The organism is Streptomyces sp. NPDC048636 (assembly GCF_040650655.1).
Taxonomy (GTDB): Bacteria; Actinomycetota; Actinomycetes; order Streptomycetales; family Streptomycetaceae; genus Streptomyces.
On the sequence record NZ_JBEZHR010000002.1, the window covers coordinates 501,094 to 526,594 of the forward strand.

A 25,501-nucleotide genomic window follows, 5' to 3' on the forward strand; every position below is an offset into this window, starting at 1 on the left:
CGACCGCCGCGGCGGCCGTCAGCCGCGGCGCATACGGTTGGCCAGGGTGTGGCCGATGAACAGGTAGACCAGGGCGGGCAGACCGTAGTTGAGGATCGTCCGCAGCCACTCGGTATCCATGGTGAACAGGTCGTGCGACCAGCCTGCCAGCCACTGGGCGGCATCATGGACGGCGTTGACGAGATCGTTGGTGCGGTTGGCGTCGAGGAGGGAGAACAGGATCCACAGGCCGAGGATGACCGCGGCGATGTCCGCGACGACCGCCAGGACGGTCGCGGCCTGATTGCTTCTGGAGCGATAGCTTGGGGACATGCCGATGAGGGTTGCCGCTCCGGCCGGTGTCAAACCCTGTTGACCGCCGCCACACCGCTCACCTGCGTGAATCCACCGCGCCTGATCAGCTGTTGAGTTCGGCCAGCACCCGCAGTGTCTCCTCGTCCGGTGCGAGCGCCAGCAGATCCGTGACCGGACCGGAACGCCACATCTGGAGCCGCTCCGCGATCCGTTCCCGGGGGCCCACGAGCGAGATCTCATCGGCGAACGCGTCCGGCACCGCGTCGATCGCCTCGGCGCGGTGCCCCGCGAGGAACAGCTCCTGGACCCGCCGCGCCTCGTCCCCGTAACCGAGCCGCGCCATCAGATCGGCATGGAAGTTACGGGCCGCGTGGCCCATCCCGCCGATGTAGAAGCCGAGCATCGCCTTGACCGGCTTCAGCCCCTCCGCCACGTCCGCGCAGACCCGCACCTGTGCCATCGCCGCCACCATGAAGCCCTCGCGGGCCTCGGCGAGCGCCGCCGCGTACAGCTCCGTGCGCAGTGGCGACCAGTACAGCGGCAGCCAGCCGTCGGCGATCCGCACGGTCTGCGCGATGTTCTTCGGCCCCTCGGCGCCGAGCAGTACGGGCAGATCGGACCGGAGCGGATGGACGATCGGCTTGAGCGGTCTGCCGAGCCCGGTGGCGTCCGGACCGGTGTACGGCAGCGGATGGTGGCGCCCCTCCAGCCGCACCGGTGCCTCCCGGCGCAGCACCTGCCGGATGACGTCGACGTACTCACGGGTGGCGGTCAGCGGACTGCGGGGAAACGGCCGTCCGTACCAGCCCTCCACCACCTGCGGTCCGGACAGCCCGAGGCCGAGCATCATCCGTCCGCCGGAGAGATGGTCCAGGGTGAGCGCCTGCATCGCGGTGGCGGTGGGGGTGCGGGCGGCCATCTGCGCCACCGCCGTACCCAGCCGGATCCGGCTGGTGTGCGCGGCGATCCAGGTCAGCGGTGTGAAGGCGTCCGAGCCCCAGGACTCGGCGGTCCACACCGAGTGGTACCCCAACCGCTCGGCCTCCCGGGCCAGTTCCAGATGGCGGGGGTCGGGACCGCGGCCCCAGTAGCCGAGCGCCAGACCGAGCCGCATCATGTCCCCTTCCCGCCACCGTGAATGATGGAGCGTCAGTTGGTGCGCCGGACTGTACGGGCCGGTAACGGGAATGGCAACGGCCCCCCGCCCGGTGAGGGGCGAGGGGCCGGGTGGCACGAGGGGGAGATCAGCCGCGCTGGATCCCCGTGGTGTCCTGGAGGACGCCGCGACGGCCGTCCTGGGTCTGGGCGACCAGCGCCTGACCGCGCTGCTCGACCGCGAGGTACCAGGTGCCGGGGGCCAGTTCGGCGATGGTGTTCGACGAACCGTCCTCCGCGTACAGCGGACGGGCCACCGGAACGGCGAACCAGAACGGCGAGAAGTCACCACCGGCGGCCGGGGCCGGGGCCGCCGGACCGGGCTGGCCGCCGAACGGCTGGCCGCCGGGCTGGGGCTGACCGGGCTGGGCGCCGAACGGCGCCGGGGCGCCGGGCTGGGCACCCGGACCCGGGTAGCCGTAGCCGGGCTGCGGGGGCTGGTGGCCGTACGGGGACGGAGCCGCCGGGCCGGTGGCCATCAGCGGTGCGGCCAGGGCCGGAACGCGCGGGGTCGCGATGACCGCCGCCGCCATGGCGAGGGTGGCCAGCAGTGCGAGGATCGCACCGACGCCCACGCTGCCCCCGTCCGGAGTGGCGATGAGGCTCCAGAGCGAGTCCCACGCCGCCACCACGACGAAGCCGGCACCCCACTGGCTGAGGGTGAGCCCGCCGATCTTACGGCTCTCGGGCTGGAAGCGCCCGGCGACGACCAGCCCCGCGCCGATCAGACCGATCAGGAACACCGCGGGGAGGACGATCAGGAGCTTGTCCGTGTCCCATCCGTTCGGCATGTCGATCTTGTCGCAGTAGGGGCCGTCGCAATCGGCTGAGTAGAACTCGAGGAAGGAGGCGATGAAGAGCAACACCGCTGCTCCGATCACCACGCCGTCGCCTCGAGTGAGCGAGCGGATGTTCAACGTGAGGTCCTTTGTCGGTTTCGTGGGTATTAGCGCTGCCGCCAGGCGCGTGGCGCTGAAGGCGTCGGGGGTGGGCCCCATCGTACGGGTGAAACTTTGCGTGGAGAGCGGGGGTGTCCCATCGGTTTCACGGTCGTGACCTCCCGTTCGGATGCGGAGACGCTACCCGTTCAAGAAGTCCGTAATGCCCTCCGCGATACCCCGCGCGGCCCCTTCCCGCCAGCGTGCGTCGGTGAGATGCGCCGCGTCCTTCGCGTCCCGCATATTGCCGCATTCGATGAACACCTTGGGAACGGTGGAGAGGTTGAGACCGCCGAGATCTCCCCGGACGTTCAGCCCGCTGCCGTCTCCGATATAGCCCGCCGGTTCGCTGCCGGTCTCCTCGGTGAACGTCTTCAGCAGCCGCTCACCGAGACGGCGGGAGGGCTTGGTGATGGCCGAGGTGTCGGCGCCACCGCCGTGCACCCCCTTGGGCAGGATGATGTGGAAGCCGCGCTCCCCGGGGCCCGCGCCATCGGCGTGGACGGAGACGACGGCGTCCGCGTGGGCCTTGTTGCCGATCTCGGCGCGTTCGTCGACACACGGCCCGAACGCCTTCTTGCCGTCCTGGGTGAACTTCACCGTGGCGCCACGGGCTTCGAGCAGGGTGCGGGCGCGGCGCGCCACATCGAGGGTGAAGGACGCCTCGGAATAGCCGGAGTTGGTCGCCGTACCGGTGGTATCGCATTCCTTCTTGTTGGTGCCGATGTCCACCCGGCGGCCGATCTGTGCGGCGTGGTCGTGATTGTTCGGGTTATGGCCCGGATCGATCACCACGACCTTGCCCTTGAGCGCCTTCTCCGGGGCGCCGGAGGAAGGCGCGACGGACGGCGGCGAGGGGGACGAGGTGGACGACGCGGTGGGCAGTCCGGTGCCGCCCGCCGTCCCGTCGCCCTTCTCCGGGCCGCCCAGGGAACTCCACAGCAGCCAGCCCGCGAAACAGGTGGGGATGAGGGCGGCCAGGACGACGGCGAGGGTGCCGCCGCGTCGGCCGCCGGGCGGGGGAGGAAAGCTGCCGTAGGACACGCACGCGATGGTAACCGGGCCGGATGACGCGCCGGGGCCACCGCTGGGTTATGCGCCCGGGTCGTCGTCGAGCGGTACGTCGGTACGGCGCAGCACCCGCAGCGAGCGGGTCGCGGACACCTCGGTGAAGGCGCCGGACTCCAGCGCGCGGCGGTAGATCCGGTACGGCGCCTGACCGCCGTCGGCCGGGTCCGGGAAGACGTCGTGCACCACGAGGAGCCCATCGGGCGCGAGATGCGGCGCCCAGCCCTCGTAGTCGGCGCTGGCGTGCTCGTCGGTGTGGCCGCCGTCGATGAACACCAGCCCCACCTGCCGCCCCCAGATCGCCGCGACCCGCGGTGAGCGGCCGACGACCGCGATGACGTGCTCCTCCAGACCGGCGGCGTGCAGGGTGCGGCGGAAGGCGGGCAGCGTGTCCATCCGCCCGACCTCGGGATCGACGACCTCCGGGTCGTGGTACTCCCAGCCGGGCTGCTGCTCCTCGGAGCCGCGGTGGTGGTCGACGGTGACCGCGACCGTGCCCGCCGCGCGGGCGGCGTCGGCCAGCAGGAGGGTGGACCGCCCGCAGTAGGTGCCGACCTCGACCAGCGGCAGCCGGAGCGCGGTGGCGGCCTCATGGGCGGCGGCGTACAGGGCGAGCCCCTCGTCGACGGGCATGAAGCCCTTCGCCGCCTCGAACGCGGCGAGGACGGTGCTGTCGGGGGCCGGGGCGGCGGCGGGCTGAGTCACCCGGCCATCCTCCCGTACGGTCCCGGCGGCCGGGCGGGTGGGGCCGGACCCGACGGCTCTTCCCGCGCGATACGACCTAGGACCCCCGGCGGTCTGGATGCGACGAAATGCTGATGCGGGGGGTGGGGGCGAACTGGCAGCATCAGGTCCATGGGCGCCCACACTCCTTACCCGCCATCATCGGCCACCGAAACCAGCGACGCCGTCCCTCCGGTGACGTCCTCCGCCATCACCTCGTCCGCCCCGCGGGCCACGCCACCGGTCTGGGCGGTGCTGCTCGCCGCCTGTGCCGGTCAGTTCCTCGTGGTGCTCGACGTCTCCGTCGTCAACATGGCGCTGCCGTCGATGCGTTCGTCCCTGGAGCTCGGTGAGACCGGTCTCCAGTGGGTCGTGAACGCCTATGTGCTCACCTTCGCGGGATTCCTGCTGCTCGGCGGGCGCGCGGCGGACCTCTTCGGCCGTAAGCGGGTGTTCCTGCTGGGCCTCGGCCTGTTCACCGCCGCCAGCCTGGCGGGCGGACTCGCGCAGGAGCCGTGGCAACTGATCGCGGCGCGCGCCGTCCAGGGCGTGGGCGCCGCGGTGGTCTCCCCGGCCACGCTCACCATCCTCACCACCACCTTCCCGCACGGTCCGGCCCGCACCCGGGCCATCGGCACCTGGACGGCGGTCGGCGCGGGCGGCGGAGCGGCGGGCGCGCTGGTCGGCGGGCTGCTCACCGAGTATCTGTCGTGGCGCTGGGTGCTGTTGGTCAATGTGCCGGTCGGGGCCCTGGTCCTGGTGGCCGCCACGGTGTGGCTGGCCGAGAGCCGGTCCGGCGCCGCGCGGCGGCTCGACATGCCGGGTGCGGTGCTCGTCACGGCCGGGCTCGCGGCCCTCGCGTACGGCATCGTCCAGACCGAGGCGCACGGCTGGTCCGCCGCCGCCTCACTCGTCCCGATGCTGGCCGGTCTCGCGCTGCTCGGCGTCTTCCTGACGGTGGAGGCCCGCACCAAGGAGCCACTGATGCCGCTGCGGCTGTTCCGGGTCCGGGCGGTGTCGGCGGCGAACGCGGTGATGACGGTGTTCGGCGCCGGGATGTTCGCCATGTGGTACTTCATGTCGCTCTACTTGCAGAACGTGCTGCACTACAGCCCGGTCAAGGCCGGTCTGGCCTTCCTTCCCCACACCCTCTCGATCGTCCTCGGATCGAAGCTGGCACCCCGGCTGATGGCGCGGATCGACGGGAAGACGCTCGCGATAGTGGGCGGCACCCTCGCGGCGATCGGTTTCGGCTGGCAGAGCCGGATGGACGCGGACGGCACCTTCCTGGGCACGGTCCTGGGCCCGGCCCTGGTGATGTCGCTGGGCTCGGGGCTGCTGATGACCCCGCTGGCCGCCGCGGCCACCTCGGGCGCCACCGCGTCCGACGCCGGACTGGTCTCGGGTCTGGTCAACACCTCCCGGCAGATGGGCGGTGCGCTCGGCCTGAGTGTGCTGGCCACGGTGGCGGCCGAGCGCATCTCGTCCGCGCGCGGCCACGGGGACACGGCGGAGAAGGCGCTCGCGGCGGGCTACGCCCAGGCGTTCACCGTGGCCACCGGGATCGTCGCGGCGGCCACGGTACTCATGGTCGTGGCCCTGCCGCGGACATCCGCCGCCACCGCGGGGCCGGGCGGCGGGGGTGCGGACCGTTCGGCGTAACGGACGCCCTCACCGTCTCCGCCGCGCGCCCTCACCGTCTCCGCCGCGCCCGTTCCCCGACCGGGGACCGGGCGCGGCGGCGCCGCTCGTCCGTGGCCATGACCTGGGCCGTTGCGAAGGTGGCCGGGCGGCGGGGGCATGGCTCCCGAGCGAAACTGACGAGGTGTCAGCACTCTTCCCAGTCCCACGGGATTGGGCTATACATGGGGCCATCGGCTAGAACGCGTTCTCGTTCTGCCGACCAGATGCGACCCCGGCACGGCCGACGGTGCGGACGGGCGGGCCGGGGTCTTCACACGGTGGGGACTTCACCCGCCGTGTCGCCGTGGCCGAGGAACCGAGGAGTGCTGTCGCCCTATGCCCATCGATGCCGTCAAGGCCGTCTCGGCCGAACCCCGGACCACGGCTCTCAGCTGGGGCCATAAGGACATCCAGCTCTACCACCTCGGTATCGGGGCCGGAGTCCCGGCCACCGACCCCGAGGAACTCCGCTACACCCTGGAGAGCAGACTGCACGTCCTCCCCAGCTTCGCCACCGTGGCGGGCGGCGGGATGGCCCTCGCGGGCGGGCTCACCGCACCCGGGATCGACGTGGACCTCGCCGCCGTGCTGCACGGCGGACAGTCCGTCGAACTGCACCGGCCCATCCCGGTCAACGGCCGGGCCACCCAGCTGTCGAAGGTGGCCGCGGTGTACGACAAGGGCAAGGCCGCGGTGATCGTGCTGCGGACCGACGCCACCGACGCCGACGGACCGCTGTGGACCTGTGACACCCGGATCTATGTCCGCGGCGAGGGCGGCTTCGGCGGTGAACGCGGACCCTCCGACCGGGCGGAGCCCCCGGCCCGCGAACCCGACCACACCGTGGAGCGGGCCATCCGCGAGGACCAGGCGCTGCTGTACCGGCTGTCCGGCGACTGGAACCCGCTGCACGCCGACCCCGACTTCGCCAAGGGCGCCGGGTTCGACCGGCCCATCCTGCACGGGCTGTGCTCGTACGGGATGGTGCTGAAGGCCGTCGTGGACACCGCGCTGGGCGGTGAGGTGGCCCGCGTCCGCGCGTACACCACCCGATTCGCCGGGGTGGTCTTCCCCGGCGAGACCCTGTGCGTCCGGATGTGGCGGGACGACAGGGAGAACGGGGACGGCGCGGCCGCCGGTCCGGGCCGTATCCATGTGACGGCCACCGCCGTCGAACGGGACGGCGCGCCCGTCCTCACCGACACCACCGTCGAGCACGCTTGACCCATGTGACCCAGGAGGAGGCGCCGTGCGCGCGGCCGTACTGCACGAGACGGGGCAGGAGAAGCTGGAAGTCCTGGACGACATCGAGCCGGTGGGCTTCGGCCCCGGCACGGTCCGGCTGCGCGTCAGGGCCACCGGACTGTGCCACTCCGACCTCTCCGCGATGAGCGGCGTCCTGCCGCAGCCCGCACCCTTCGTCCCCGGACACGAGGGCGCGGGCGAGATCCTGGAAGTCGGCGAGGGCGTGACCTCGCTGTCCGCGGGTGACCGGGCGCTGGTGTGCTGGCTGCCCGCCTGCGGCGGCTGTCCGTCCTGCCGCCGTGGCCAGCCGCATCTGTGTCTGACCGGTTTCATGAACGCCGGAACCCCCAACTACCGCCGTTCCGGCGGCAGTCCGGCCGATGTCTTCGGCTTCGCGGGCACCGGCACCTTCGCCGAGGAGGTCGTGCTGCCCGCGCCCTGCGCCGTACCGATCCCCGACGATGTGCCGTACGACATCGCCGCCCTCATCGGATGCGGGGTCACCACCGGGCTCGGCGCGGTGTTCACCACCGCACGGGTGGAGGCCGGAGCGTCGGTCGCCGTCATCGGCTGCGGCGGCGTCGGCATCAGCGTGATCCAGGGCGCGAGGGCGGCCGGTGCGGCCCAGATCGTCGCCGTCGACCCGGTCGAGGCGCGCCGCGAGGCGGCCCTGCGGTTCGGCGCCACCGAGGCGGTCACACCGGACGGACTCACCGACGCCAGGAACAACGTCACCGCGGGCGAGGGCTTCGACTACGTCTTCGAGGTGGTCGGCCGCGCCGCCACCGCCCGCACCGCCTACGAGGCCACCCGGCGCGGCGGCACCCTGTGCGTCGTCGGCGCGGGCGCCTCCGACGACCTGCTGCACCTCAACATGTTCGAGCTGTTCTTCGACGAGAAGCGGATCCTGCCCTCGCTCTACGGCGGTGGCGATGTGCTGCGCTCCTACGAACGCACCATCGCGCTGTGGCGGGCGGGCCGGATCGACCTCGAAGGGCTGATCACCCACCGGGTGCGGCTGACCGAGATCAATGACGCGCTCGACCAGATGCGGACCGGGGAGGCGCTGCGCACATGCATCGAGATCTGAGGCCCAACGGGGCCCGGCCGCTGGCGGGGAAGACCGCGATCGTCACCGGGGCCGGACGCGGTCTCGGTCGCGCCGAAGCGCTTGAACTGGCCCGTCTCGGCGCCCAGGTCGTGGTCAACGACTTCGGCCAGGGCGGCCGTGACGGCTCGGGCGAGGCGTCCGCCGGACCGGCCGAGCGGGTCGCCGAGGAGATCCGCGCCGCCGGTGGCCGGGCCACCGCCCACTCCGGTGATGTGGCCGACTTCGACCACGCCCGTGAGCTGGTCCAACTCGCCGTGGACAGCTACGGGGCGCTGGACATCCTGGTCAACAACGCGGGTATCCTCCGTGACCGGATGATCTTCTCCATGTCCGAGGAGGAGTGGGACTCGGTCATCCGCGTCCATCTCAAAGGCCACTTCAACACCACCCGCTTCGCCGCCGCCCACTGGCGCGAACGCTCCAAGGCCGCCCGCGGCGGCCCGGTCCACGGCCGGATCGTCAACACCTCCTCCGAGGCGTTCCTCGCCGGATCCGCGGGTCAGCCCAACTACGCCGCCGCCAAGGGCGGCATCGTCGGCCTCACCACCTCCACGGCGGGCGCCCTGGCCAAGTACGGCGTGACGGCCAATGTCATCGCCCCCCGCGCCCGCACCCGGATGACCGAGGACGTCTTCGCCGACTTCGCGCTCCCCGAGGACGGCCGTCTCGACCCGCTCGCCCCCGAACATGTCGCCCCCCTCGTCGGCTACCTCGCCTCGCCCCGCGCGGCCAAGGTCAGCGGCCAGGTGTTCGTGGTCCACGGCGGCATGGTGGCCATCCTGGAGCGCCCCAAGGTGGCGGCCAAACTCGACGCGACGAAGGACGCCTTCGGCTTCGAGGAACTGGACGACGTGCTGACGCCGTACTTCGCCGGACATGGCGGGGAGAACTTCGCGGCGGTGGAAGTGCTGGGGCTCAAACGGGGTCAGTCGCGCGTGCCGTGAGTTCTTCCGGCCCCTCGCCTCGCCCCCATCCGGGCCGGGCGAGGGGCCGTCGCGCGTCCCGGTGCCCGGCCGGACACCCGGCCCGACAGCCCTGCCCCGCAGGCGTGTTGGCCCCGGGTGGATGGTGTGACGGAGCGTCAGACAGGGAAGTAACTGAAAGATAACGGGTCTGATCCAAAAGTCGTGCCGCGTTCATCTCCCGGGGATTTCTCGTGCACACGACGATCGCCGCTCGGGCGGATGCTCATGGCACACCGGCCCGGCCGGTTCAGGCATCAACTTCCCTCAGCCCGCCCGGACTTCCCCTGGGAGAACCCCGTGCACCCGTCCCGATTCCTCCGTGCCGCCATCGCGGTCACCGCCGTCTCCACCGTGCTGCCGCTCCTCTCGACCGTGCGGGCCGACGCCGCGGCCGCCAAGCGGCCCAAGTCGCTGGTGATCGGCGTCGACGGCGCGACGTTCGCCACCTTCGGCGCGGCGCGGATGCCGAACCTCGCGGCCCTCAGAGCCGGTGGCATGACCGCCACCAGCAACCTCTACGCCTCCCCGATGGCCCCCACCTCCTCCGGCCCCGGCTGGTCGACCATCGCCACCGGGGTATGGCCCGACAAGCACAAGGTGGTGGACAACTCCTTCAACGGCGCCGACTTCGCCCACTACCCGGACTACGCCACCCGCCTCGAGACCGCGAAGCCTGAGCGCAACACCCTCGTCGTCGGCACTTGGGGGCCCATCACCGGCAATGTCTTCGGCAAGGCCGTGGACACCCGGATCGCCGGGGCCGATGACGCGGACACCACCGCGAAGGCGGTCGACAAGCTGGCCACCACCGACGCGGACGCCACCTTCGTCCACCTCGACGAGGTCGACGCCGCCGGTCACAGCCACGGCACCGCCGGCCAGCAGTACCGGGACGCCCTGGCGGCCGCCGACACCGAGATCGGCCGTATCCTCCAGGCCGTCTCCTCGCGCTCCGGCTACGCGGACGAGGACTGGCAGATCATCGTCACCGCCGACCACGGTCACACCGCCGGCGGCGGCCACGGTGGCAGCAGCCCCGCCGAGCGGCAGACCTTCGTCATCGCCAAGGGGGCCGGTTTCACCCCGGGTTCGGTCCGTAACGACGTCAAGATCTCCGACATCGCCCCCACCGTGCTGGCACACCTCGGTGTCCCCGCCGACCCCGCCTGGAAACTCGACGGCACGGCGATCGGCGCGCTGAAGCCCGACGCCTTCGACGCGCTGCGCCCGTCCCTGCGCACCCGGGTGGACGAGACCGGGCTGCCCGCGGAGCTCAAGGGCTGGACGAACGCCGCCCCGTCCGGCTGGAGCATCGACAACTCGGCCATGCCCGGCGGTGGGGTGAGCGAGTGGCGCGGCTGGTCGTTCGCGAACGACGAGTTCTGGAGCAACAGCCAGCTCGGCCAGGGCCGTGAGACCGACGTACGGGCCCGGGACGTGTTCGCCGTCGCGGACTCCGACGAATGGGACGACAAGGCGCATGGCGCCGGGCAGTTCGACTCGACGCTCAACAGCCCCGCCTTCCCGGTCGAGGGCGGGCGGAAGGCGACGGTCTCCTACGCCTCGAACTACAAGGTGGACGGTCCGCAGACCGGCGATGTGTACATCTCCTTCGACGGCGGAGCGCGGCAGCCGCTGAAGTCCTACCGCTCCGACCTCAACACCGTCGAGAAGCTCACTGTGGACGTACCGGCCGGTGCCACGTCCGCCCGGCTGCACTTCCGGTACACCGGCACCAACAGCGCCTTCTGGACGGTCGACCAGGTGGCGGTGGCGGCGGGCTGACCCCGCTCGACCCTCGAGCGCCGGAGGGGCTGGTCATATCCAGCCCGTCCGGCGCCCGAGCGCCAGGTCCACTCGGATCTACTCGAGTGTCACGAGGCGCGTTCGTCCGGGCGGCGGTGGCGGCCGTGGACCGGCGCCTGTGCCTCCTCCGAGCTCGCCTGCCGCCCCCGGTGCCTGCCCTGAGCTGCGGCATCGGCCTCGTTCGCGGCCGCCTCGCGCGGACGCGCCTGGGCCGTGTCGATCTGGGTTTCGGACATGTGGGTAGTCACCCTGTCAAATCGCTCCGTACTGTGCGAGGGAGGCCGGAAGCGAGGGTGGTCACGGCATCAGGATGCGCGGCACCCGAAACGCCCGCGGGTGCCCGGAACGCATGGCTGCACAGCCCCCGGCCCGAGTCTAACCAGGGCGCTGATCTCTGACCCACCGGGGTGGACGGGGCTGGAGCGGGCGCGCGAGCGGTGCCTGCTGGAGCGGTACGGGGCGCAGCGCGTCGGCCCCCGCGACGGTGGCCTGAGCCACCGGATCCGGCCCGAGACCGGCCTCGGCCTCGGCCTCCGGGCCGGTCTGCGCCACCCCGGCCCAGGAACCGGTCCCGCCCCAGGGCTCGACCCCGGACACCGCCGCCGTGTCCGCCCGGTCCTCGCCCTTGACCCGCGTCCACGGGGTGATCCGTGCGGGGGCCGGGATCCCGGCGGCCTCGGCACGCGCCGCCGGGTCCGCCCCCCGCCGCACCACGCGCCGCACGACGCGGGCAGCGGAAGGCCCCGCCGCCACCAGCCCCCCACCCCAAGGCCCATCCGTCCCCCGTCCACCGATCCCGGCGTGGGAAATCTGGGGCAACTCCGCGGCGCGGTAAGTGTCCGCGGTGAGGGGCGACTCCCCGGTGTGCGGCAGCCCGCCGGGACGGCGGCCCACCTCCCCGACCCCGGACAGCCCCGCCGCACGACGCATCTCCGCCGTGCGGCGGATCTCTCCCGCGCGGCCCGCCTCCCCGGCGTGGGGGATGTCCGTCATGGGAGACAGCTCCCCGGGGCGCGTCAACCCCCGAGCGTGGGGGACGCCCACGGCACGGGACCCCTCCCCGCTACGCGGGAACGCTGCCGTGCGCGGCGTCTCTCCGGCCCGATGCATCTCCGTCGTGCGTGGCAATTCCCGAGGGTGGGGGATTTCCACGGTGCGGCGAGCCTCCCCGGTGCGCGGCGTCTCCGCCCTTCCGGGCGACCAGTCCGCTGCGGGGCGTCCTGCCCCGGCGGGGGATACTTCGCCCGTCGGGCGCGCTCCTCCGGTGTGGGGGGTGTCCACGGTGCGAGGCAACTCCACGGGGCGCGGCAACCGCTGGGCGTGGGGGATGCCCTCGGCGGGGGACCCCTCCCCAGTACGCGACAACTCCGCCGTGCGGCGCATCTCCCCGGTGCGCGGCGTCTCCGCCCTTCCGGGCGACCAGTCCGCTGCGGGGCGTCCTGTCCCGGCAGGGGATACCTCTCCCGTCGGGCGCGCTCCTCCGGCGTGGGGGCTGTCCGCTGTGCTGCGCGCATCCCCGGCGTGGGGCGTCTTCCCGGGGCGCGGCAACCCCCCGGAGTGCGGCATGTCCGCGGTACGTGCCCTCTCCACCGCACCGGACGTTGCCGCCCCGGGCCGTGGCATCTCCGCCGCGTGGAGCGAATCCCCGGTCTGCGGCATCTCGGCCGCGCGGCGCGGCTCGCCGGTGTGGGGCGTCGCCCCGGGACGCGGTGCCTCCGTCGTGTGGGGAGTCTTCCCGGACTGGGGCAACCCGCCGGTGCGGGACGGCTCCCCGCCAGGGTGTGCGTCCTCGGTACGGGGCGCCGCCACCGTGCCGGACGGCCCCCCTGAACGCGGCAACTCCGCGGTGCGGCCCGTCTCCCCGGGCCGCGGCAGCTGCACCATGCGGTGTGCGTCCCCGGCATGGGGCATGTCCCCGGGGCGCGGCAGGTCCGCCGCGCGGAGCGCATCCGCGGGGCGGGCGGGCGCCGCCGGGCCGGGTGAGGGCGTCGCTTCGCGGGCGGGCAGTTCCGCCGCGCGCCGCAGCTCCGACACTCGGCGGATTTCCCCGGTGCGGGGCAGCTCCGGCCTGCGTGTCGGCTCCGGCCTGCGGGCCGGGTCGGCCGGGCGCGGCATCTTGGGTGGGCTCGGGCGCAGTTCGAGGGCGGCCAGGGGGTCGCCCGTACAGGAAGGACCCGCCCCGCACCCCCGCTCCGTCATCGTCACCGGGAGCCGCACCCGCGCCACTGCGCACGCGACCTGCCGCGTCGAGCACGGCAGCAGCAGCTCGCCCTCGCGTGTCATCAGGCCCGCGCCCGGCAGCCAGCCGTCCGGGGCGGAGAACTGGTGCAACTGGCGGTCGGCCGGGCGCCATACGCCGATCCAGGGGCGTCCGGCCGGGCCGTCGACGCGGAAGGCGACCGCGCACGCCTCCGGGGTGAGGACCTGGCCCGGCTGGACCGCGAAGGGGGTCGCCTCCGACTGTGCCGCGGGGCGCAGGCAGTCCGGGAAGCGGACCGGGCGGGTGCTGCCCAGTACGCCCCAGCCCAGCCGCTCGTCCCCGGGGGCGTCGGACCGTACGAGCAACAGGCCGCTGTCCGGGTCGGCCAGCAGCAGCCGGTCGTTGCTGCGCTCGGTGATCTGGAGCAGCGGGCTGGTCTCGCCGCCGCGCCCCAGATCGACGACGACGGTCTTGGTCCGGCCGTCGAGTGCGCGGTCGAGGGCGAGCAGCCGCCCGGTGCGGTCCAGCCAACTGCCGCCCGTGCAGCGGCCGGGGATCTCGGCGAGGTGCTGGGGGACGAGACCGCCGTGCACCAGCCAGACGGAGGTGGAGCGCTCGCCGCGGGCCAGGGCGAAGGCCGAGAGGCCGCCCGGTGCCGGGGGGAGCAGTGAGACGTCGGCCCGGTCGAGGGCGCCGAGCAGCCGTTCGCCGGTGCCCGGACCCGCCGGGTAGAGCAGCGAGAAGGCGTGGTGTCCGGCCACCCGACGGTGGATCAGCACCTGTCCGTCGGCGAGCGGCAGCAGTTCGCTGTCCGGCTCCTCGGGCTGGGCGCCGGGCAGCGGCACGGCGTACGGCTCGGGCCCGTCCAGCGTCCAGCGCTCCGGGTACCAGCAGCGCGTCTCCGGCTGGAACGCGAGCCGTGCGCCGTACGAGCCGTCGGCGGCGACGGTGAACCTCTCGCGGGCCGCTCCGTCCGGGGCGGAACCCCGGGCGGACCCATCGCGCCGCCGGATGCTGACGCCGGTCGTGAGGGCCGCGTCGAAAGCACAGGCAGTCATTGATCAGTCACCTCCGGCCACTGAACGTAGTTTTCGCCCTCCCCGACAACGGCTGAAAGGGTCCTGCTCCACCCGTACGTGTGGCGATTGCCCGATTCGCCTGAGAGGTCGCGGGTGAATGTGCTGTAAGCACCGGCGTGCCGTGTTGCGCCCGGGGCCGTCCGGGCCACCGCCGTACGTCCCCCCGGCCCCGGCCGTAGCCGCGCCCCCGCCCCCGCCCCGGACCCGGCCCGCACCGTCCACCGGTCGCGGTGAGTGAAGGCGGGGGCAAGGCTTACCGGTGATCCGGGAGGTAGCCTTGCCCCGTGCCCGCACTCAACGACGTCCTCGCAGCCCTCGACACACTCTGGCCGCCCGAGCGGGCGGAGCAGTGGGACGCCGTGGGAACGGTGTGCGGAGACCCCGACGCCGAGGTCAGCCGGGTGCTGTTCGCCGTCGATCCCGTCCAGGAGGTCGCCGACGAAGCGGTACGGCTGGGCGCCGATCTGCTGATCACCCACCACCCCCTCTATCTGCGGGGCACGACCACGGTCGCCGCCTCGACCTTCAAGGGCCGGGTGGTGCACACCCTGATCAAGAACGACATCGCGCTGCATGTCGCGCACACCAACGCCGACCGTGCCGACCCCGGCGTCTCCGACGCCCTCGCCGGTGCGCTCGGGCTGCGGATCACCGGTCCGCTGGTGCCCGATCCGACCGACCCGGCGGGCCGCCGGGGCCTCGGCCGGGTCTGCGAGCTGGACCAGCCGCGGACGCTGCGGGAGTTCGCCGAGCGCGCCGCCGAGGCCCTGCCCGCCACCGCCCAGGGGATCCGCGCCGCGGGCGACCCGGACCGGACCATCCGTACGGTCGCGGTCTGCGGCGGCTCCGGCGACAGCCTCTTCGCGGAGGTGCGGGCGGCCGGTGTGGACGCGTACCTCACCGCCGATCTGCGCCACCACCCGTCCTCGGAGGCGCGTGAGCACAGCGATCTCGCACTGGTGGACGCCGCGCACTGGGCCACCGAGTGGCCGTGGACCGAGCAGGCCGCCGCCCAGCTCGACGAGATCTCCGACCGGCACGACTGGGGTCTGCGCACCCATGTCTCCCGTACGGTCACCGACCCCTGGACGGCCCACGCCTCGGCGCACGCCTTCTCGGTCTGAGTACGCCCCCAAGCCTTTCCGCCCCTCAACCACCCCTGGAGCCCCACGCTGAACGCCGCGCCCGCCGACCAGATCCGCCTGCTGGACGTCCAGGCTCTCGACGTCCGGCTCTCGCAGCTCGCGCACAAGCGCAGGACGCTGCCCGAGCACGCCGAGATCGACGCCCTGAACGCCGACCACACCCAGCTGCGCGATCTGCTGGTCGCCGCGCAGACCGAGGAGAGCGACACCGCCCGCGAGCAGACCAAGGCGGAGCAGGACGTGGACCAGGTGCGCCAGCGCGCCGCCCGCGATCAGAAGCGGCTGGACTCCGGGGCCGTCACCTCCCCGAAGGACCTGGAGAACCTCCAGCACGAGATCGCCTCGCTCGCCAAGCGCCAGGGCGCTCTGGAAGATGTGGTGCTCGAAGTCATGGAGCGCCGGGAGTCCGCGCAGGAGCGGGCCACCGAGCTGACCGGCCGGGTGGAGTCGATCCACTCCAAGCTCAGCGACGCCACCTCGCGCCGGGACACCGCAGCCGAGGAGATCGACGCGGAGATCGCCTCGGTCACCAAGGAGCGCGAGGTCATCGCCGGGACCATCCCGGCGGATCTGCTGGGGCTCTACGACAAGCTGCGCGGCCAGCAGGGCGGTGTCGGCGCGGCCCGGCTCTTCCAGCGGCGCTGCGACGGCTGCCGCCAGGAGCTGGCCATCACCGAGCTGAACGAGGTGCGGGCGGCCGCCGCCGACGCGGTCGTGCGCTGCGAGAACTGCCGCCGGATCCTGGTGCGTACGCCCGAGTCGGGGCTGTAGGGCGATGGCGCGCCGCGTCATCGTCGAGGCGGACGGCGGCTCCCGGGGCAACCCGGGTCCCGCCGGTTACGGCGCGGTCGTGCTGGACCCCGTGACGGGCGAACCCCTGGCCGAGGCGGCCGAGTACATCGGCACCGCCACCAACAACGTGGCCGAGTACCAGGGGCTGATCGCCGGATTGCGGGCGGCGCACGCTCTGGACCCACAGGCCCGGGTCCAGGTCCGGATGGACTCCAAGCTGGTCGTCGAGCAGATGTCGGGGCGCTGGAAGATCAAGCACCCGGATATGCGCCCGCTGGCCGCCGAGGCCCGGTCGGTGTTCCCGCCCGGCCAGGTGACGTACGAGTGGATCCCGCGCGAGCGGAACAAACACGCGGACCGGCTGGCCAACGAGGCGATGGACGCGGGCCAGCGGGGCGAGCGGTGGAGCCCCAAGGCCCCGGCGGGCGCCCCCGCCGACGACCCCCTCGCCGAGCCCGCCGCCGGTACCAAGGCCCCGGCGCGCGGCTGGGGCGCCGCGGACCTCGGCACCCCCGCCACCTTCGTCCTGCTGCGGCACGGCGAGACCGCGCTCACCCCCGAGAAGCGGTTCTCCGGCAGCGGCGGCACCGACCCGGAACTCTCGCCCGTCGGCCTGCGCCAGGCCGAACTGGTCGCCGCCGCCCTCGCCGCGCGCGGCACCGTCCAGGCGATCGTCAGCTCCCCGCTGCGACGCTGCCGGGAGACCGCCGGGGCGGTCGCGGAGCGGCTGGGCCTGGAGGTCCGGATCGACGAGGGGCTGCGCGAGACGGACTTCGGCGCCTGGGAGGGGCTGACCTTCGCGGAGGTCAAGCAGCGCCACCCGGACGACCTGGACGCATGGCTCGCCTCCACCAAGGCGGCACCCACCGGCGGCGGTGAGTCCTTCGCCGCGGTAGCCCGCCGGGTCGCCGTCTCCCGCGACAAGCTGATCGCCCGCTACACCGGCCGTACGGTGCTGCTGGTCACCCATGTCACGCCGATCAAGACCCTGGTCCGGCTGGCGCTCGGCGCCCCGCCGGAGTCCCTGTTCCGGATGGAGCTCTCCGCGGCCTCGCTCTCGGCGGTGGCGTACTACGCCGACGGCAACGCCTCGCTCCGGCTGCTGAACGACACCTCCCACCTCCGTTAGCGGGCTGTCGTCAGCTCCGCAGGGCCGCCGCCTCGCGGGCCAGCGTCTCCACCCGGGCCCAGTCCCGGTCGGCGAGTGCGTCCGCGGGCAGCATCCATGTGCCGCCCACACAGCCCACGTTGGGCAGGGCCAGATAGTCCGGGGCGCGCAGTGCGTCGATACCGCCGGTGGGGCAGAAGCGGGCCCGCGGCAGCGGGGCGGCGAGCGAGGCCAGATAGGCCGGGCCGCCGGCGGCCTCCGCCGGGAAGAACTTCAGCTCCGTCACCCCGCGCTCCAGCAGCGCCATCACCTCGGACGCCGTGGACACCCCCGGCAGATACGGCACCCCCGATCCGCGCGCCGCGTCCAGCAGCCGGTCCGTCCAGCCGGGGCTGACCAGGAAGCGCGCACCGGCCGCGGCGGAGGACTCCACCTGCTCGGGGGTGAGCACCGTCCCGGCGCCGACGACCGCTTCCGGGACCTCCTCGGCGATGGCCCGGATCGCGTCCAGGGCGGCCGAGGTGCGCAGGGTGACCTCGATCGCGGGCAGCCCGCCCGCGACCAGCGCACGGGCCAGCGGTACCGCGTCGGCCGCGGCACGCAGCACCACGACGGGGAGGACGGGGGCGAGATCGAGCGGGGATACGGCGGCGGGGGTGGACACGGCGCCATCCTGCCCACCCCCGGCGCGGTACGCAACGAGCGTTGCGTACCGCGCAATGGGCTTCCGGGCTCCGTCAACGGGCCGCGGCCCGTTCTCACCGGCTACAGCTCGGTGACGATCACATCCAGCGCCCACGGCCGCCCCGCCTTCTCCGGCTCCGCGGCCTCCACCGCGTAGCCCAGCTCGCGCAGCGCCCCGACCAGCTCGCGCGGGCCGGAGGGCGTGGCTCCGGCGATCAGCAGTTCACGGACCAGCCGTCCCTTGGTCGCCTTGTTGAAGTGGCTGACCACCGACCGCTTCTCCACACCGTCCACAACGGTGGAGTGCAGCACCCGCACCGTCGCCGTACGCTCCGCCAGCTCGCCCTTCGGCTTCCACGCCGCCGCGTACGCCGACGACCTGAGGTCCAGCACCAGACCGCGTCCGGCGACCCGGGGAACCACCTCGGCCAGCGGGGTCCGGTTGCGCCAGTACGTGCCCAGCGCGCCGACGCCCGGCAGCTTCACCCCCATCGAGCAGCGGTAGGAGGGGATCCGGTCACCGATCCGCACCGCACCCCACAGCCCGGAGAACACCAGCAGCGACCGGCCCGCCCGGCGCCGGGCGGCGGTGGGCAGGGTGGCCAGGCCGAGCGCGTCGTAGAGCACCCCGGTGTAGATCTCCCCGGCGGGCCGGGTCCCGGCCTCCCGCAGCGCCGCGTTCTTGGCGACCTCACCGCGCAGCCCCTCGCTGAGCCCCAGCACCTCGGCGGCCTTCGCCTCATCGCCCGAGCACAGCGACACCAGCTCGTCCAGCACCTCCGCGCGCGCCGGGCCCAGCTCGGGCAGCGACAGCGTTTCCAGGTCCAGCGGCGACCGGGAGCCTCCCGTGGCCTTTCCCTCGGACGGCGGCAGCAGGACGAGCACGGTGGTTCTCCTCGAAGGGTCGGCGGCGGAGCGCGGGGCGGGCCCGGAGAACCGCGCCCGCCCCGCCCGCAGCCTACGGCCTTCGGCTAGCGCAGCCAGACCGTCGTATGCGCGGGCACCTCACCCCCGTCGACCGGCCCGCTGGCGAGCACCACCTCGAGGCCGTCCGGCAGCGGCACCGGGCCCGCCGAGAGGTTGGTGAGGCTGTGCCAGCCGGTCGAGCGCCGGAAGTGCAGCACCCCCGCGCTCAGCTCCTCCACCGTGCCGATCCACTCCACTTCCTCGTCGCCGCCCAGCGAACGGCGCAGCCGCAGCGCCGCGCGGTACAGCTCCAGCGTGGAGCCCGCCACCCCGTCCTGCGCCTCGACCGACAGCTCGCCGAAGACCGGCGGCTGCGGCAGCCAGGAGCCGCCCTCGCCGAAGCCGTACGACGGGCCGGACCGGGTCCACGGCAGCGGCACCCGGCAGCCGTCGCGGCCCTTGATCCGTCCGCTGCTGCGCACCCAGGTCGGGTCCTGGAGCGCCTCCCGCGGCAGATCGGCCACCTCCGGAAGGCCCAGCTCCTCGCCCTGGTAGAGATAGGAAGAACCGGGCAGCGCGAGCATCAGCAGTGTCGCCGCGCGGGCCCGGCGCAGCCCCAGCTCCCGGTCGGGCTCCGGCTCCCGGCCGTCGGCCAGCAGCCATGCCTCGCGGCCCGCCCGGCTCACCTCGTCGGGCAGCGCGAACCGGGAGGCGTGCCGGATCACATCGTGGTTGGACAGCACCCAGGTGGCCGAGGCCCCGGCCTTGCGGGCGTCGCCCAGCGCGCTGTCGATGGCGGCGTGCAGCGCGGGCGCGGACAGCGGGGTGTAGAGGAAGTCGAAGTTGAACGCCTGGCCCAGCTCGTCCGGGCTGGCGTAGGGGGTGCGGCGGGAGTTGCGCACCCATGCCTCGGCCACGGCGATCCGCGGCGGGTCGTACTCGTTCATCACCTTCCGCCACTCGCGGAAGATGCCGTGCACCTCGTCGCGGTCCCACAGCGGATGGCTGCCGTCCTCGGGCAGTTCATCCGGGTCGTAGCCCTGGATGTCGCCGATGTCGCGCAGTGGTTCGGCCAGGTCCTTGGCCAGCCCGTGGGCGACGTCGACGCGGAACCCGGCCACCCCGCGGTCGGACCAGAAGCGCAGCGTGGTGAGGAAGTCGGCGCGCACCTCCGGGTGGTCCCAGTTGAGGTCCGGCTGCTCGGGCGCGAACAGGTGCAGATACCACTGCCCGTCGGGCAGCCGGGTCCACGCCGGACCGCCGAAGCAGGAGATCCAGTCGGTGGGCGGGAGCGAGCCGTCCGGGCCGCGGCCCGGACGGAAGACATAGCGGTCGCGGGCGGCGGAGCCGGGGGCCGAGCGCAGCGCCTCCTGGAACCACACATGGTCGTCGGAGGTGTGGTTGGGGACGATGTCGACCATGACCTTCAGGCCGAGCCGGTCCGCCTCGGCGATCATCCGGTCGAAGTCGTCCAGGGTGCCCAGACGCGGATCGACATCGCGGTAGTCGGCCACGTCGTAGCCGCCGTCGGCGAGCGCGGACGGATAGAACGGGCTCAGCCAGACGCAGTCCACGCCGAGTTCGGCGAGGTACGGCAGCCGGGAGGTGATACCGGGCAGGTCACCCACGCCGTCCCCGCCCGAGTCGGCGAAGGAGCGGGGGTAGATCTGGTAGAAGACGGCCTGCCGCCACCAGTTGGGGTCCGAGGGCTGAAGGGTCACGAGGTCCTCGCGGGAATGGTTACGGGCGTCGGATGCGTAGGTGCACGGACGCGTAGGTGCACGGACGCGTACGGGTCATGGCTGCGGCGGGGCGCCGCGCGTATCAGCTCAAGGCGGTGTCACCCCTTCACCGCCCCGGAGGTCATCCCGGAGATCACCGACCGCCGGAACACCAGGACGAGGATGGCGATGGGCACCGTGGCCACCATCGCCCCGGCGAAGATCGTGCCGTAGGGGACGGTGTACTGGCTGCTGAACAGGGCCATGCCGACCGGCACCGTACGGAACGCGTCCTCGCTGTTGAGGGTCAGCGCCATCAGGAACTCCGCCCAGGTGGCGGTGAAGGTGAACACCCCGGCCGTGAACAGGCCCGGCCGCGCCAGCGGAAGGATCACCGAGACGACGGTGCGCAGCGGACTGGCGCCGTCCACCGTGGCCGCCTCCTCCAGCGCCCGTGGCACCCCGAGCAGATAGTTGCGCAGGATCCAGATGGAGAAGGGCAGGTTGAAGGCGATATAGGGGATGATCAGCCCCTGGTAGCTGTTGAGCATCCCGGCCGAACGCTCCAGCAGATACAGCGGGGTGACCACGGCGATGGCGGGGAAGACCGAGATCATCAGCAGCGCGATCATGATCGGTCCGCGGCCGCGCATCGGCAGCCGGGCCAGCGCGTACCCGGCGAAGAAGGCCAGGGCCAGCACCACGACCGTGGACACCACCGACACCAGCGCGCTGTTGAACAGATAGCGGCCCAGGCTGTTGCCGCCGAACGCGTCCGCGTAGTTGCCGGCGGTCGCGTGCTCGGGGAACAGGGTGGGCGGGCTGGCGCTGATCTCGCCGGTGCCCTTGAAGGAGGCCGTGGCCATCCAGTACAGGGGCGCGGTGGTCAGCACCACGATGATCAGGGCACCGACGTTGACCACGTTGACATAGCGTCGCCAGCCGTGGGCGGTTCGCGTTCTCATCAGCGGCCTCCTTCGTCCACCTGGGCCCGGAAGGCGCGCAGGAAGAGCAGACAGCACCCCATGACCAGGGCCGCCGTACTGGTGGCGACGGCCGCGCCCGGCCCGATGCTGAGGTTCTGGAAGAGCGTCTTGTAGCCGAGGATCGCCAGCGACTGGGTCGCCGTACCCGGCCCGCCCTGGGTGAGCACGAACGGCAGGTCGAAGACGCCGAACGCCTGGAGGGTGCGGAACAGCACCGCGATGACCAGGATCGGCCGCAGCTGGGGCAGGGTGACCCGCCAGAAGGTGGTCCAGGGGCCGGAGCCGTCGATCTCCGCCGCCTCGTACACATCCTTGGGGATCTGCATCAGTCCGGCGAGCACGATGATGGCCACGAACGGGGTGGTCTTCCAGATGTCGGCCACCGCCATCGCCGCCATCGCGGGCACCGGACGGCCGAGGATGGCGGGTTCACCGCCGCCGAGCGCCTCGATCGCCCAACTGACCACACCGTAGGTGCCGTTGTACAGATAGCCCCACAGCTGGGCCGCCACCACGTTGATCATCGCCCAGGGCAGCAGCAGGACGGCCAGGATCCAGCCGCGCGCGGCGCCCAGCCGCTCCAGGACCAGCGCGGCGGCGGTGCCGAGCGCCAGTTCCAGGACGACGGTGACCAGGGTGAAGCCAAGGGTGAAGACAAGCGATTCGAACCACGCCGAACTGTGCGCCAGCGCCGCGTAGTTGTCGGTGGTGAAACCCTCGATCCGGAAGCCGCCGTAGTTGAGGCGCACCTCGGAGAAGCTGAGGACGACGGAGAACAGGATCGGGAAGATGGTGACGGCCGCGATGATGGTGAGCGCGGGGGAGGCGTAGAGCCACCCGGCGCGGGCGAGACGGCGCTCGGTGGAGCCGGTGGCGGGGGAGCGGTGTGCCGTCCGGCCGGTGGTCCGGGCAGTGGCGGTGGCCTCGCGGGGCTCACCGGTTCTGGTGCTCGTATGGCTGGTGGTACTCACAGCGCCTTGCCCTCCACTGCCGCGGTGATGTCGGAGCGGGCGGCCCGCAGTGCGTCGCCGACCGGTTCCGAGCCGCCGATCGCCGAATTGACCCGGGTGTAGACGGCCTCGCTGACCTGGGGGTAGTACGGCGTCTGCACAGGACGGGCGACCAGACGCAGCCGCCGGGTGGTGGTGATGGTGGGATCGCCGGTCCTGGCCGCCGCCGGGCTGTTGAGCACGGTCTCCATCGCGGGCAGCACCCCGGACTCGCGCACCAGCATCATCTGGACTTTCTCCTCGGCGCAGAAGCGGGCGAACGCGACGGCGGCGCCGAGGTTCTCCGAGTTCGGATTGATGAAGTTGCTCCAGCCGCCGAGACAGGCGTAGCCGGAGCGCGGCCGGCCCTCGAAACCGGGCCGCGGCACGACGCCCACCTTGCCCGCCACCTTCGAGGCGGCGTCGGCGTCGGACATCCCCCAGGCGTAGGCCCAGTTGCGCAGGAAGACCGCGCGGCCGCCCGCGAAGGCGTCCATGGCGTCCTGTTCGGCGAAGGTGGTGACCGCCGACGGTGTCACTCCGGCGTCGACCAGCCCGCGCAGATAGCTCACGGCACGCTGTGCGGGTTCGTCGGCGACGGCGACACGTCCGGAACGGTCGAGCACACTGCCACCCGCGTCGGCCAGGAACTCGGTCACGACACAGGTGAGGGACTCGCTGACGGAACCCTGCCAGACGAAGCCGTAGTCGGCGTCCCCGGCACGCTGGATCCGCCGTGCGCTGCGCTCCAGCTCCTCCCAGGTCCTCGGCACCGGGAGGCCGTGCTTGGCCAGCAGGTCCTTGCGGTAGAAGAGATAGGCCGCGTCCGTGTAGCAGGGGAACGCGTACACCTTGCCCTTGAGGCTGGACGCCTGCATCAGCGCCCGTGGATAGCTGTCCCAGAAGCTCTTGGGCACCAGCGGATCCACCGGCAGGGCGAGGTAGTTGGCGCCGAACTGGGCGGGCCAGGTGGTGTCGCCGAGATAGACGTCCGGGGTGGCCGAGCCCCCGCCGATCTGGGTGGTCAGCGCCACGCGGTTGCCGTCGGTGGTGCTGAGTCCCTTCGCGATCTCGACGTGGATGTTGGGGTGTTCGCGGCGGAACGCCGCGATGATGGCGGCGCGCATATCACCCCCGTCGCGGGCGGGTATCTTCCCCGCCCACCAGCGGACGGTCGCCGGTCCCTTCGGCGGCCGTTTCGCCTTGACCAACAGGTCGTCCAGGTTGTTGGTCCCGCACGCGGTGGTGAGACCGGCGGTCATGGCGAGGCTGCCAGCGGTTGCAAGCAGCGTCCTGCGGCTCAGGGCCATGCGCTCTCCTCCCGTTCCCGTCAGGGCTGCCTCTCTGACAGCGTTTGCAAGCTAGGCGGGCAGCGGGAGAGGTGTCAACGGGCGTGGCGGCGAAAGTTCGAGGAAGGTGGCGGTGATCTTCGAATGACAGCGTTGCCAAAATGTAGTGGCCGGGCCCAGGCCGACGGCCTGCGGGCGCGTGCTACCGTCCCGCCATGTCCGCAGCTTCCGACGGTCCCGACAGCACGGCCGGTCAGCTTCCCCGGGACAGCGCTGCCAGCGCTGCCACCCGCGGTCCGGACGCCCCGGAGGGCGCGGGCCGCGTGATCGGCCCCCGGCCCCCCGGCGACACCGGTACGCCGGGCGACACCGGGGCCCCTGGCGAGGCCGGGACGCCGGGTGGCACCGGGACGCCGGGCGACACCGGGGCTCTTGACGAGGCCGGGACGCCGGGTGGCACCGGGACCCTGGGCGACACCGGTACGCCGGGCGAGGCCGGGACGCTCGGCGACACCGATGGCCTCGGGGGTCAGAACGGCCACGGCGGCGAGGCCACCATGGCCGATGTCGCCGAGCGCGCGGGCGTCTCCGTCTCCACGGTCTCCCGGACCCTGCGCGGACTCTCCAGCGTCTCCCCGCAGACCCGCGGCCGAGTCGAAAAGGCCGCCCGCGAGCTGTCGTTCGCCGTCTCGCGCAGCGCCTCCAGCCTGGTCACCGGCAAGACACGGCGGATCGCCGTCCTCACCCCGCACCTGGACTCGTGGTTCCTCGGCAACACCATCGCCGGAGTGAGCGCGGTGCTGCGCGAGGCCGATCTCGATCTGCTCGTCTACAGCGTCACCGACGTGACCGAACGCAGCGCGTTCTTCGACCGGTTGCCCGCCCGGCGCAACGCCGACGCGATGCTGGTGACCTGTTTCGACCTCACACCGGAGGAGCGGGCCCGGCTGGACGAGCTGGGCATGCCGGTGGTCTTCGTCAGCCAGCACGCCCCCGGGCGGCCCAGCGTGTACATCGACGACGCGGACAGCGCCGAGCGCGGTATGCGCCATCTGCTCAACCTCGGCCACCGGAGGATCGCGTTTCTCCAGTCGAGCGACAACACCGGCTTCTACTGGAGCTCACAGGAGCGGCTGACCGGCTACCGCAGGGCGCTCGCCGAGGCCGGACTGCCGTACGACGAGGAGCTGGTGCTCTACCCCGTCGCCCGCCATCCGCGTGGTATCCGCGAGGCGATCGGCCAGCTGCTGAGCCTGCGCAATCCGCCCACCGCAGTCTTCGCCGAGTCCGACGAGGTGGCGATCGAGGTCATGGGGGTGCTGCGGTCCGCCGGGGTCGACATACCCGGCCGGATATCCATCCTCGGTTTCGACGACCACCATCTCTCCGAATGGCTGGACCTCACCACCGTGGCCCAGCCGGTGGAGGAGATCGGCCGCGCCGCCGCGGAGCTGGCCCGGTCGATCATCGATGACCCCGAGGCCGACCCCGCCCGCCACATCGTCTTCCCCACCCGGGTCATCCCGCGGGGGAGCACCGCCCCGCCCGGGCCGTCGGAGGCGGCGCGGCGAGAAGCCGATCCGGTGCGTCCGCGGGACATCTGACCGTACGCAC

21 protein-coding genes and 1 pseudogene are annotated in these 25,501 nt (G+C 72.7%); 9 read left to right on the plus strand and 13 right to left on the minus strand.

Translation table 11 applies throughout. The annotated features are described in order from the left end of the window. Window positions 1-18: 18 nt before the first annotated feature. The 5 genes from AB0C66_RS08105 to AB0C66_RS08125 form a co-directional block, all read right to left on the minus strand. Window positions 19-312 carry a hypothetical protein gene (locus AB0C66_RS08105; RefSeq protein WP_362434380.1) on the minus strand — a complete coding sequence of 98 codons (294 nt, stop codon included), beginning with the start codon at window positions 310-312 and terminating at the stop codon, window positions 19-21. An 85-nt stretch (window positions 313-397) separates the two neighbouring features. Beyond that, a complete protein-coding gene (locus AB0C66_RS08110) occupies window positions 398-1,408 on the minus strand; it encodes an LLM class F420-dependent oxidoreductase (RefSeq protein ID WP_362435589.1) in 1,011 nt (336 codons plus the stop codon). A gap of 130 nt (window positions 1,409-1,538) precedes the next feature. Then, complete coding sequence (locus AB0C66_RS08115) at window positions 1,539-2,366, minus strand: hypothetical protein (protein WP_362434382.1); 828 nt, start codon at window positions 2,364-2,366, stop codon at window positions 1,539-1,541. 162 nt (window positions 2,367-2,528) lie between these two features. Next, window positions 2,529-3,431, minus strand: coding sequence for an N-acetylmuramoyl-L-alanine amidase (locus AB0C66_RS08120; RefSeq protein ID WP_362434385.1), 903 nt, complete (start codon window positions 3,429-3,431; stop codon window positions 2,529-2,531). 48 nt (window positions 3,432-3,479) lie between these two features. Then, window positions 3,480-4,088, minus strand: a complete 609-nt coding sequence (locus tag AB0C66_RS08125; RefSeq protein WP_362435592.1) for a class I SAM-dependent methyltransferase — start codon at window positions 4,086-4,088, stop codon at window positions 3,480-3,482. 222 nt (window positions 4,089-4,310) lie between these two features. Between AB0C66_RS08125 and AB0C66_RS08130 the strand changes: the two genes are divergently transcribed. From AB0C66_RS08130 to AB0C66_RS08150, 5 genes are all read left to right on the plus strand, one after another. Next, window positions 4,311-5,840, plus strand: a complete 1,530-nt coding sequence (locus tag AB0C66_RS08130) for an MFS transporter (RefSeq protein ID WP_362434387.1) — start codon at window positions 4,311-4,313, stop codon at window positions 5,838-5,840. A 357-nt stretch (window positions 5,841-6,197) separates the two neighbouring features. Beyond that, window positions 6,198-7,085 carry a MaoC/PaaZ C-terminal domain-containing protein gene (locus AB0C66_RS08135; protein ID WP_362434390.1) on the plus strand — a complete coding sequence of 296 codons (888 nt, stop codon included), beginning with the start codon at window positions 6,198-6,200 and terminating at the stop codon, window positions 7,083-7,085. A gap of 25 nt (window positions 7,086-7,110) precedes the next feature. Next, entirely contained in the window at window positions 7,111-8,196 is a 1,086-nt protein-coding gene (locus tag AB0C66_RS08140; protein WP_362434392.1) for a Zn-dependent alcohol dehydrogenase, read from the plus strand. After that, entirely contained in the window at window positions 8,181-9,161 is a 981-nt protein-coding gene (locus tag AB0C66_RS08145) for a 3-oxoacyl-ACP reductase (protein ID WP_362434394.1), read from the plus strand. Before AB0C66_RS08140 ends, AB0C66_RS08145 begins: the two co-directional genes overlap by 16 nt. Window positions 9,162-9,479: 318 nt before the next feature. Beyond that, window positions 9,480-10,967 (plus strand): alkaline phosphatase family protein, encoded by a 1,488-nt coding sequence (locus AB0C66_RS08150; protein ID WP_362434396.1) that lies wholly within the window; start codon window positions 9,480-9,482, stop codon window positions 10,965-10,967. 89 nt (window positions 10,968-11,056) lie between these two features. On the opposite strand, the gene AB0C66_RS08155 is transcribed toward AB0C66_RS08150, so the two are convergent. Continuing rightward, window positions 11,057-11,224, minus strand: a complete 168-nt coding sequence (locus AB0C66_RS08155) for a hypothetical protein (protein ID WP_362434398.1) — start codon at window positions 11,222-11,224, stop codon at window positions 11,057-11,059. Between the two features lie 1,975 nt (window positions 11,225-13,199). Then, a pseudogene (locus tag AB0C66_RS08160) lies at window positions 13,200-14,201 on the minus strand (hypothetical protein); the annotation flags it as partial. Between the two features lie 350 nt (window positions 14,202-14,551). On the opposite strand from AB0C66_RS08160, the gene AB0C66_RS08165 reads away from it, so the two are divergent. From AB0C66_RS08165 to AB0C66_RS08175, 3 genes are read left to right on the plus strand one after another with little or no spacing between them, the layout of a single operon-like run. Continuing rightward, a complete protein-coding gene (locus tag AB0C66_RS08165; protein WP_362434401.1) occupies window positions 14,552-15,391 on the plus strand; it encodes a Nif3-like dinuclear metal center hexameric protein in 840 nt (279 codons plus the stop codon). 48 nt (window positions 15,392-15,439) lie between these two features. Continuing rightward, complete coding sequence (locus AB0C66_RS08170; protein ID WP_362435595.1) at window positions 15,440-16,183, plus strand: C4-type zinc ribbon domain-containing protein; 744 nt, start codon at window positions 15,440-15,442, stop codon at window positions 16,181-16,183. A gap of 4 nt (window positions 16,184-16,187) precedes the next feature. After that, a complete protein-coding gene (locus AB0C66_RS08175) occupies window positions 16,188-17,333 on the plus strand; it encodes a bifunctional RNase H/acid phosphatase (RefSeq protein WP_362434403.1) in 1,146 nt (381 codons plus the stop codon). A 10-nt stretch (window positions 17,334-17,343) separates the two neighbouring features. On the opposite strand, the gene eda is transcribed toward AB0C66_RS08175, so the two are convergent. From eda to AB0C66_RS08205, 6 genes are all read right to left on the minus strand, one after another. Next, window positions 17,344-17,976: a bifunctional 4-hydroxy-2-oxoglutarate aldolase/2-dehydro-3-deoxy-phosphogluconate aldolase gene (gene eda, locus AB0C66_RS08180; protein WP_362434405.1), complete on the minus strand. Its 633-nt coding sequence runs from the start codon at window positions 17,974-17,976 to the stop codon at window positions 17,344-17,346. Between the two features lie 101 nt (window positions 17,977-18,077). Continuing rightward, a complete protein-coding gene (gene yaaA, locus AB0C66_RS08185) occupies window positions 18,078-18,881 on the minus strand; it encodes a peroxide stress protein YaaA (protein ID WP_362434409.1) in 804 nt (267 codons plus the stop codon). Between the two features lie 86 nt (window positions 18,882-18,967). Continuing rightward, the gene (locus AB0C66_RS08190) at window positions 18,968-20,623 is read right to left on the minus strand and encodes an alpha-amylase family glycosyl hydrolase (protein ID WP_362434411.1); all 1,656 of its coding nucleotides are present in this window, start codon (window positions 20,621-20,623) and stop codon (window positions 18,968-18,970) included. Window positions 20,624-20,742: 119 nt separating this feature from the next. Beyond that, a complete protein-coding gene (locus AB0C66_RS08195) occupies window positions 20,743-21,588 on the minus strand; it encodes a carbohydrate ABC transporter permease (protein WP_362434413.1) in 846 nt (281 codons plus the stop codon). Continuing rightward, the gene (locus tag AB0C66_RS08200) at window positions 21,588-22,580 is read right to left on the minus strand and encodes a sugar ABC transporter permease (protein ID WP_362434416.1); all 993 of its coding nucleotides are present in this window, start codon (window positions 22,578-22,580) and stop codon (window positions 21,588-21,590) included. The genes AB0C66_RS08195 and AB0C66_RS08200 overlap by 1 nt, the downstream gene beginning before the upstream one ends. Beyond that, complete coding sequence (locus AB0C66_RS08205) at window positions 22,577-23,908, minus strand: extracellular solute-binding protein (RefSeq protein ID WP_362434418.1); 1,332 nt, start codon at window positions 23,906-23,908, stop codon at window positions 22,577-22,579. Before AB0C66_RS08205 ends, AB0C66_RS08200 begins: the two co-directional genes overlap by 4 nt. Window positions 23,909-24,102: 194 nt before the next feature. On the opposite strand from AB0C66_RS08205, the gene AB0C66_RS08210 reads away from it, so the two are divergent. Beyond that, on the plus strand, window positions 24,103-25,491 hold the full coding sequence (locus AB0C66_RS08210) for a LacI family DNA-binding transcriptional regulator (protein ID WP_362434420.1): 1,389 nt from the start codon (window positions 24,103-24,105) through the stop codon (window positions 25,489-25,491). Window positions 25,492-25,501: the final 10 nt, after the last annotated feature.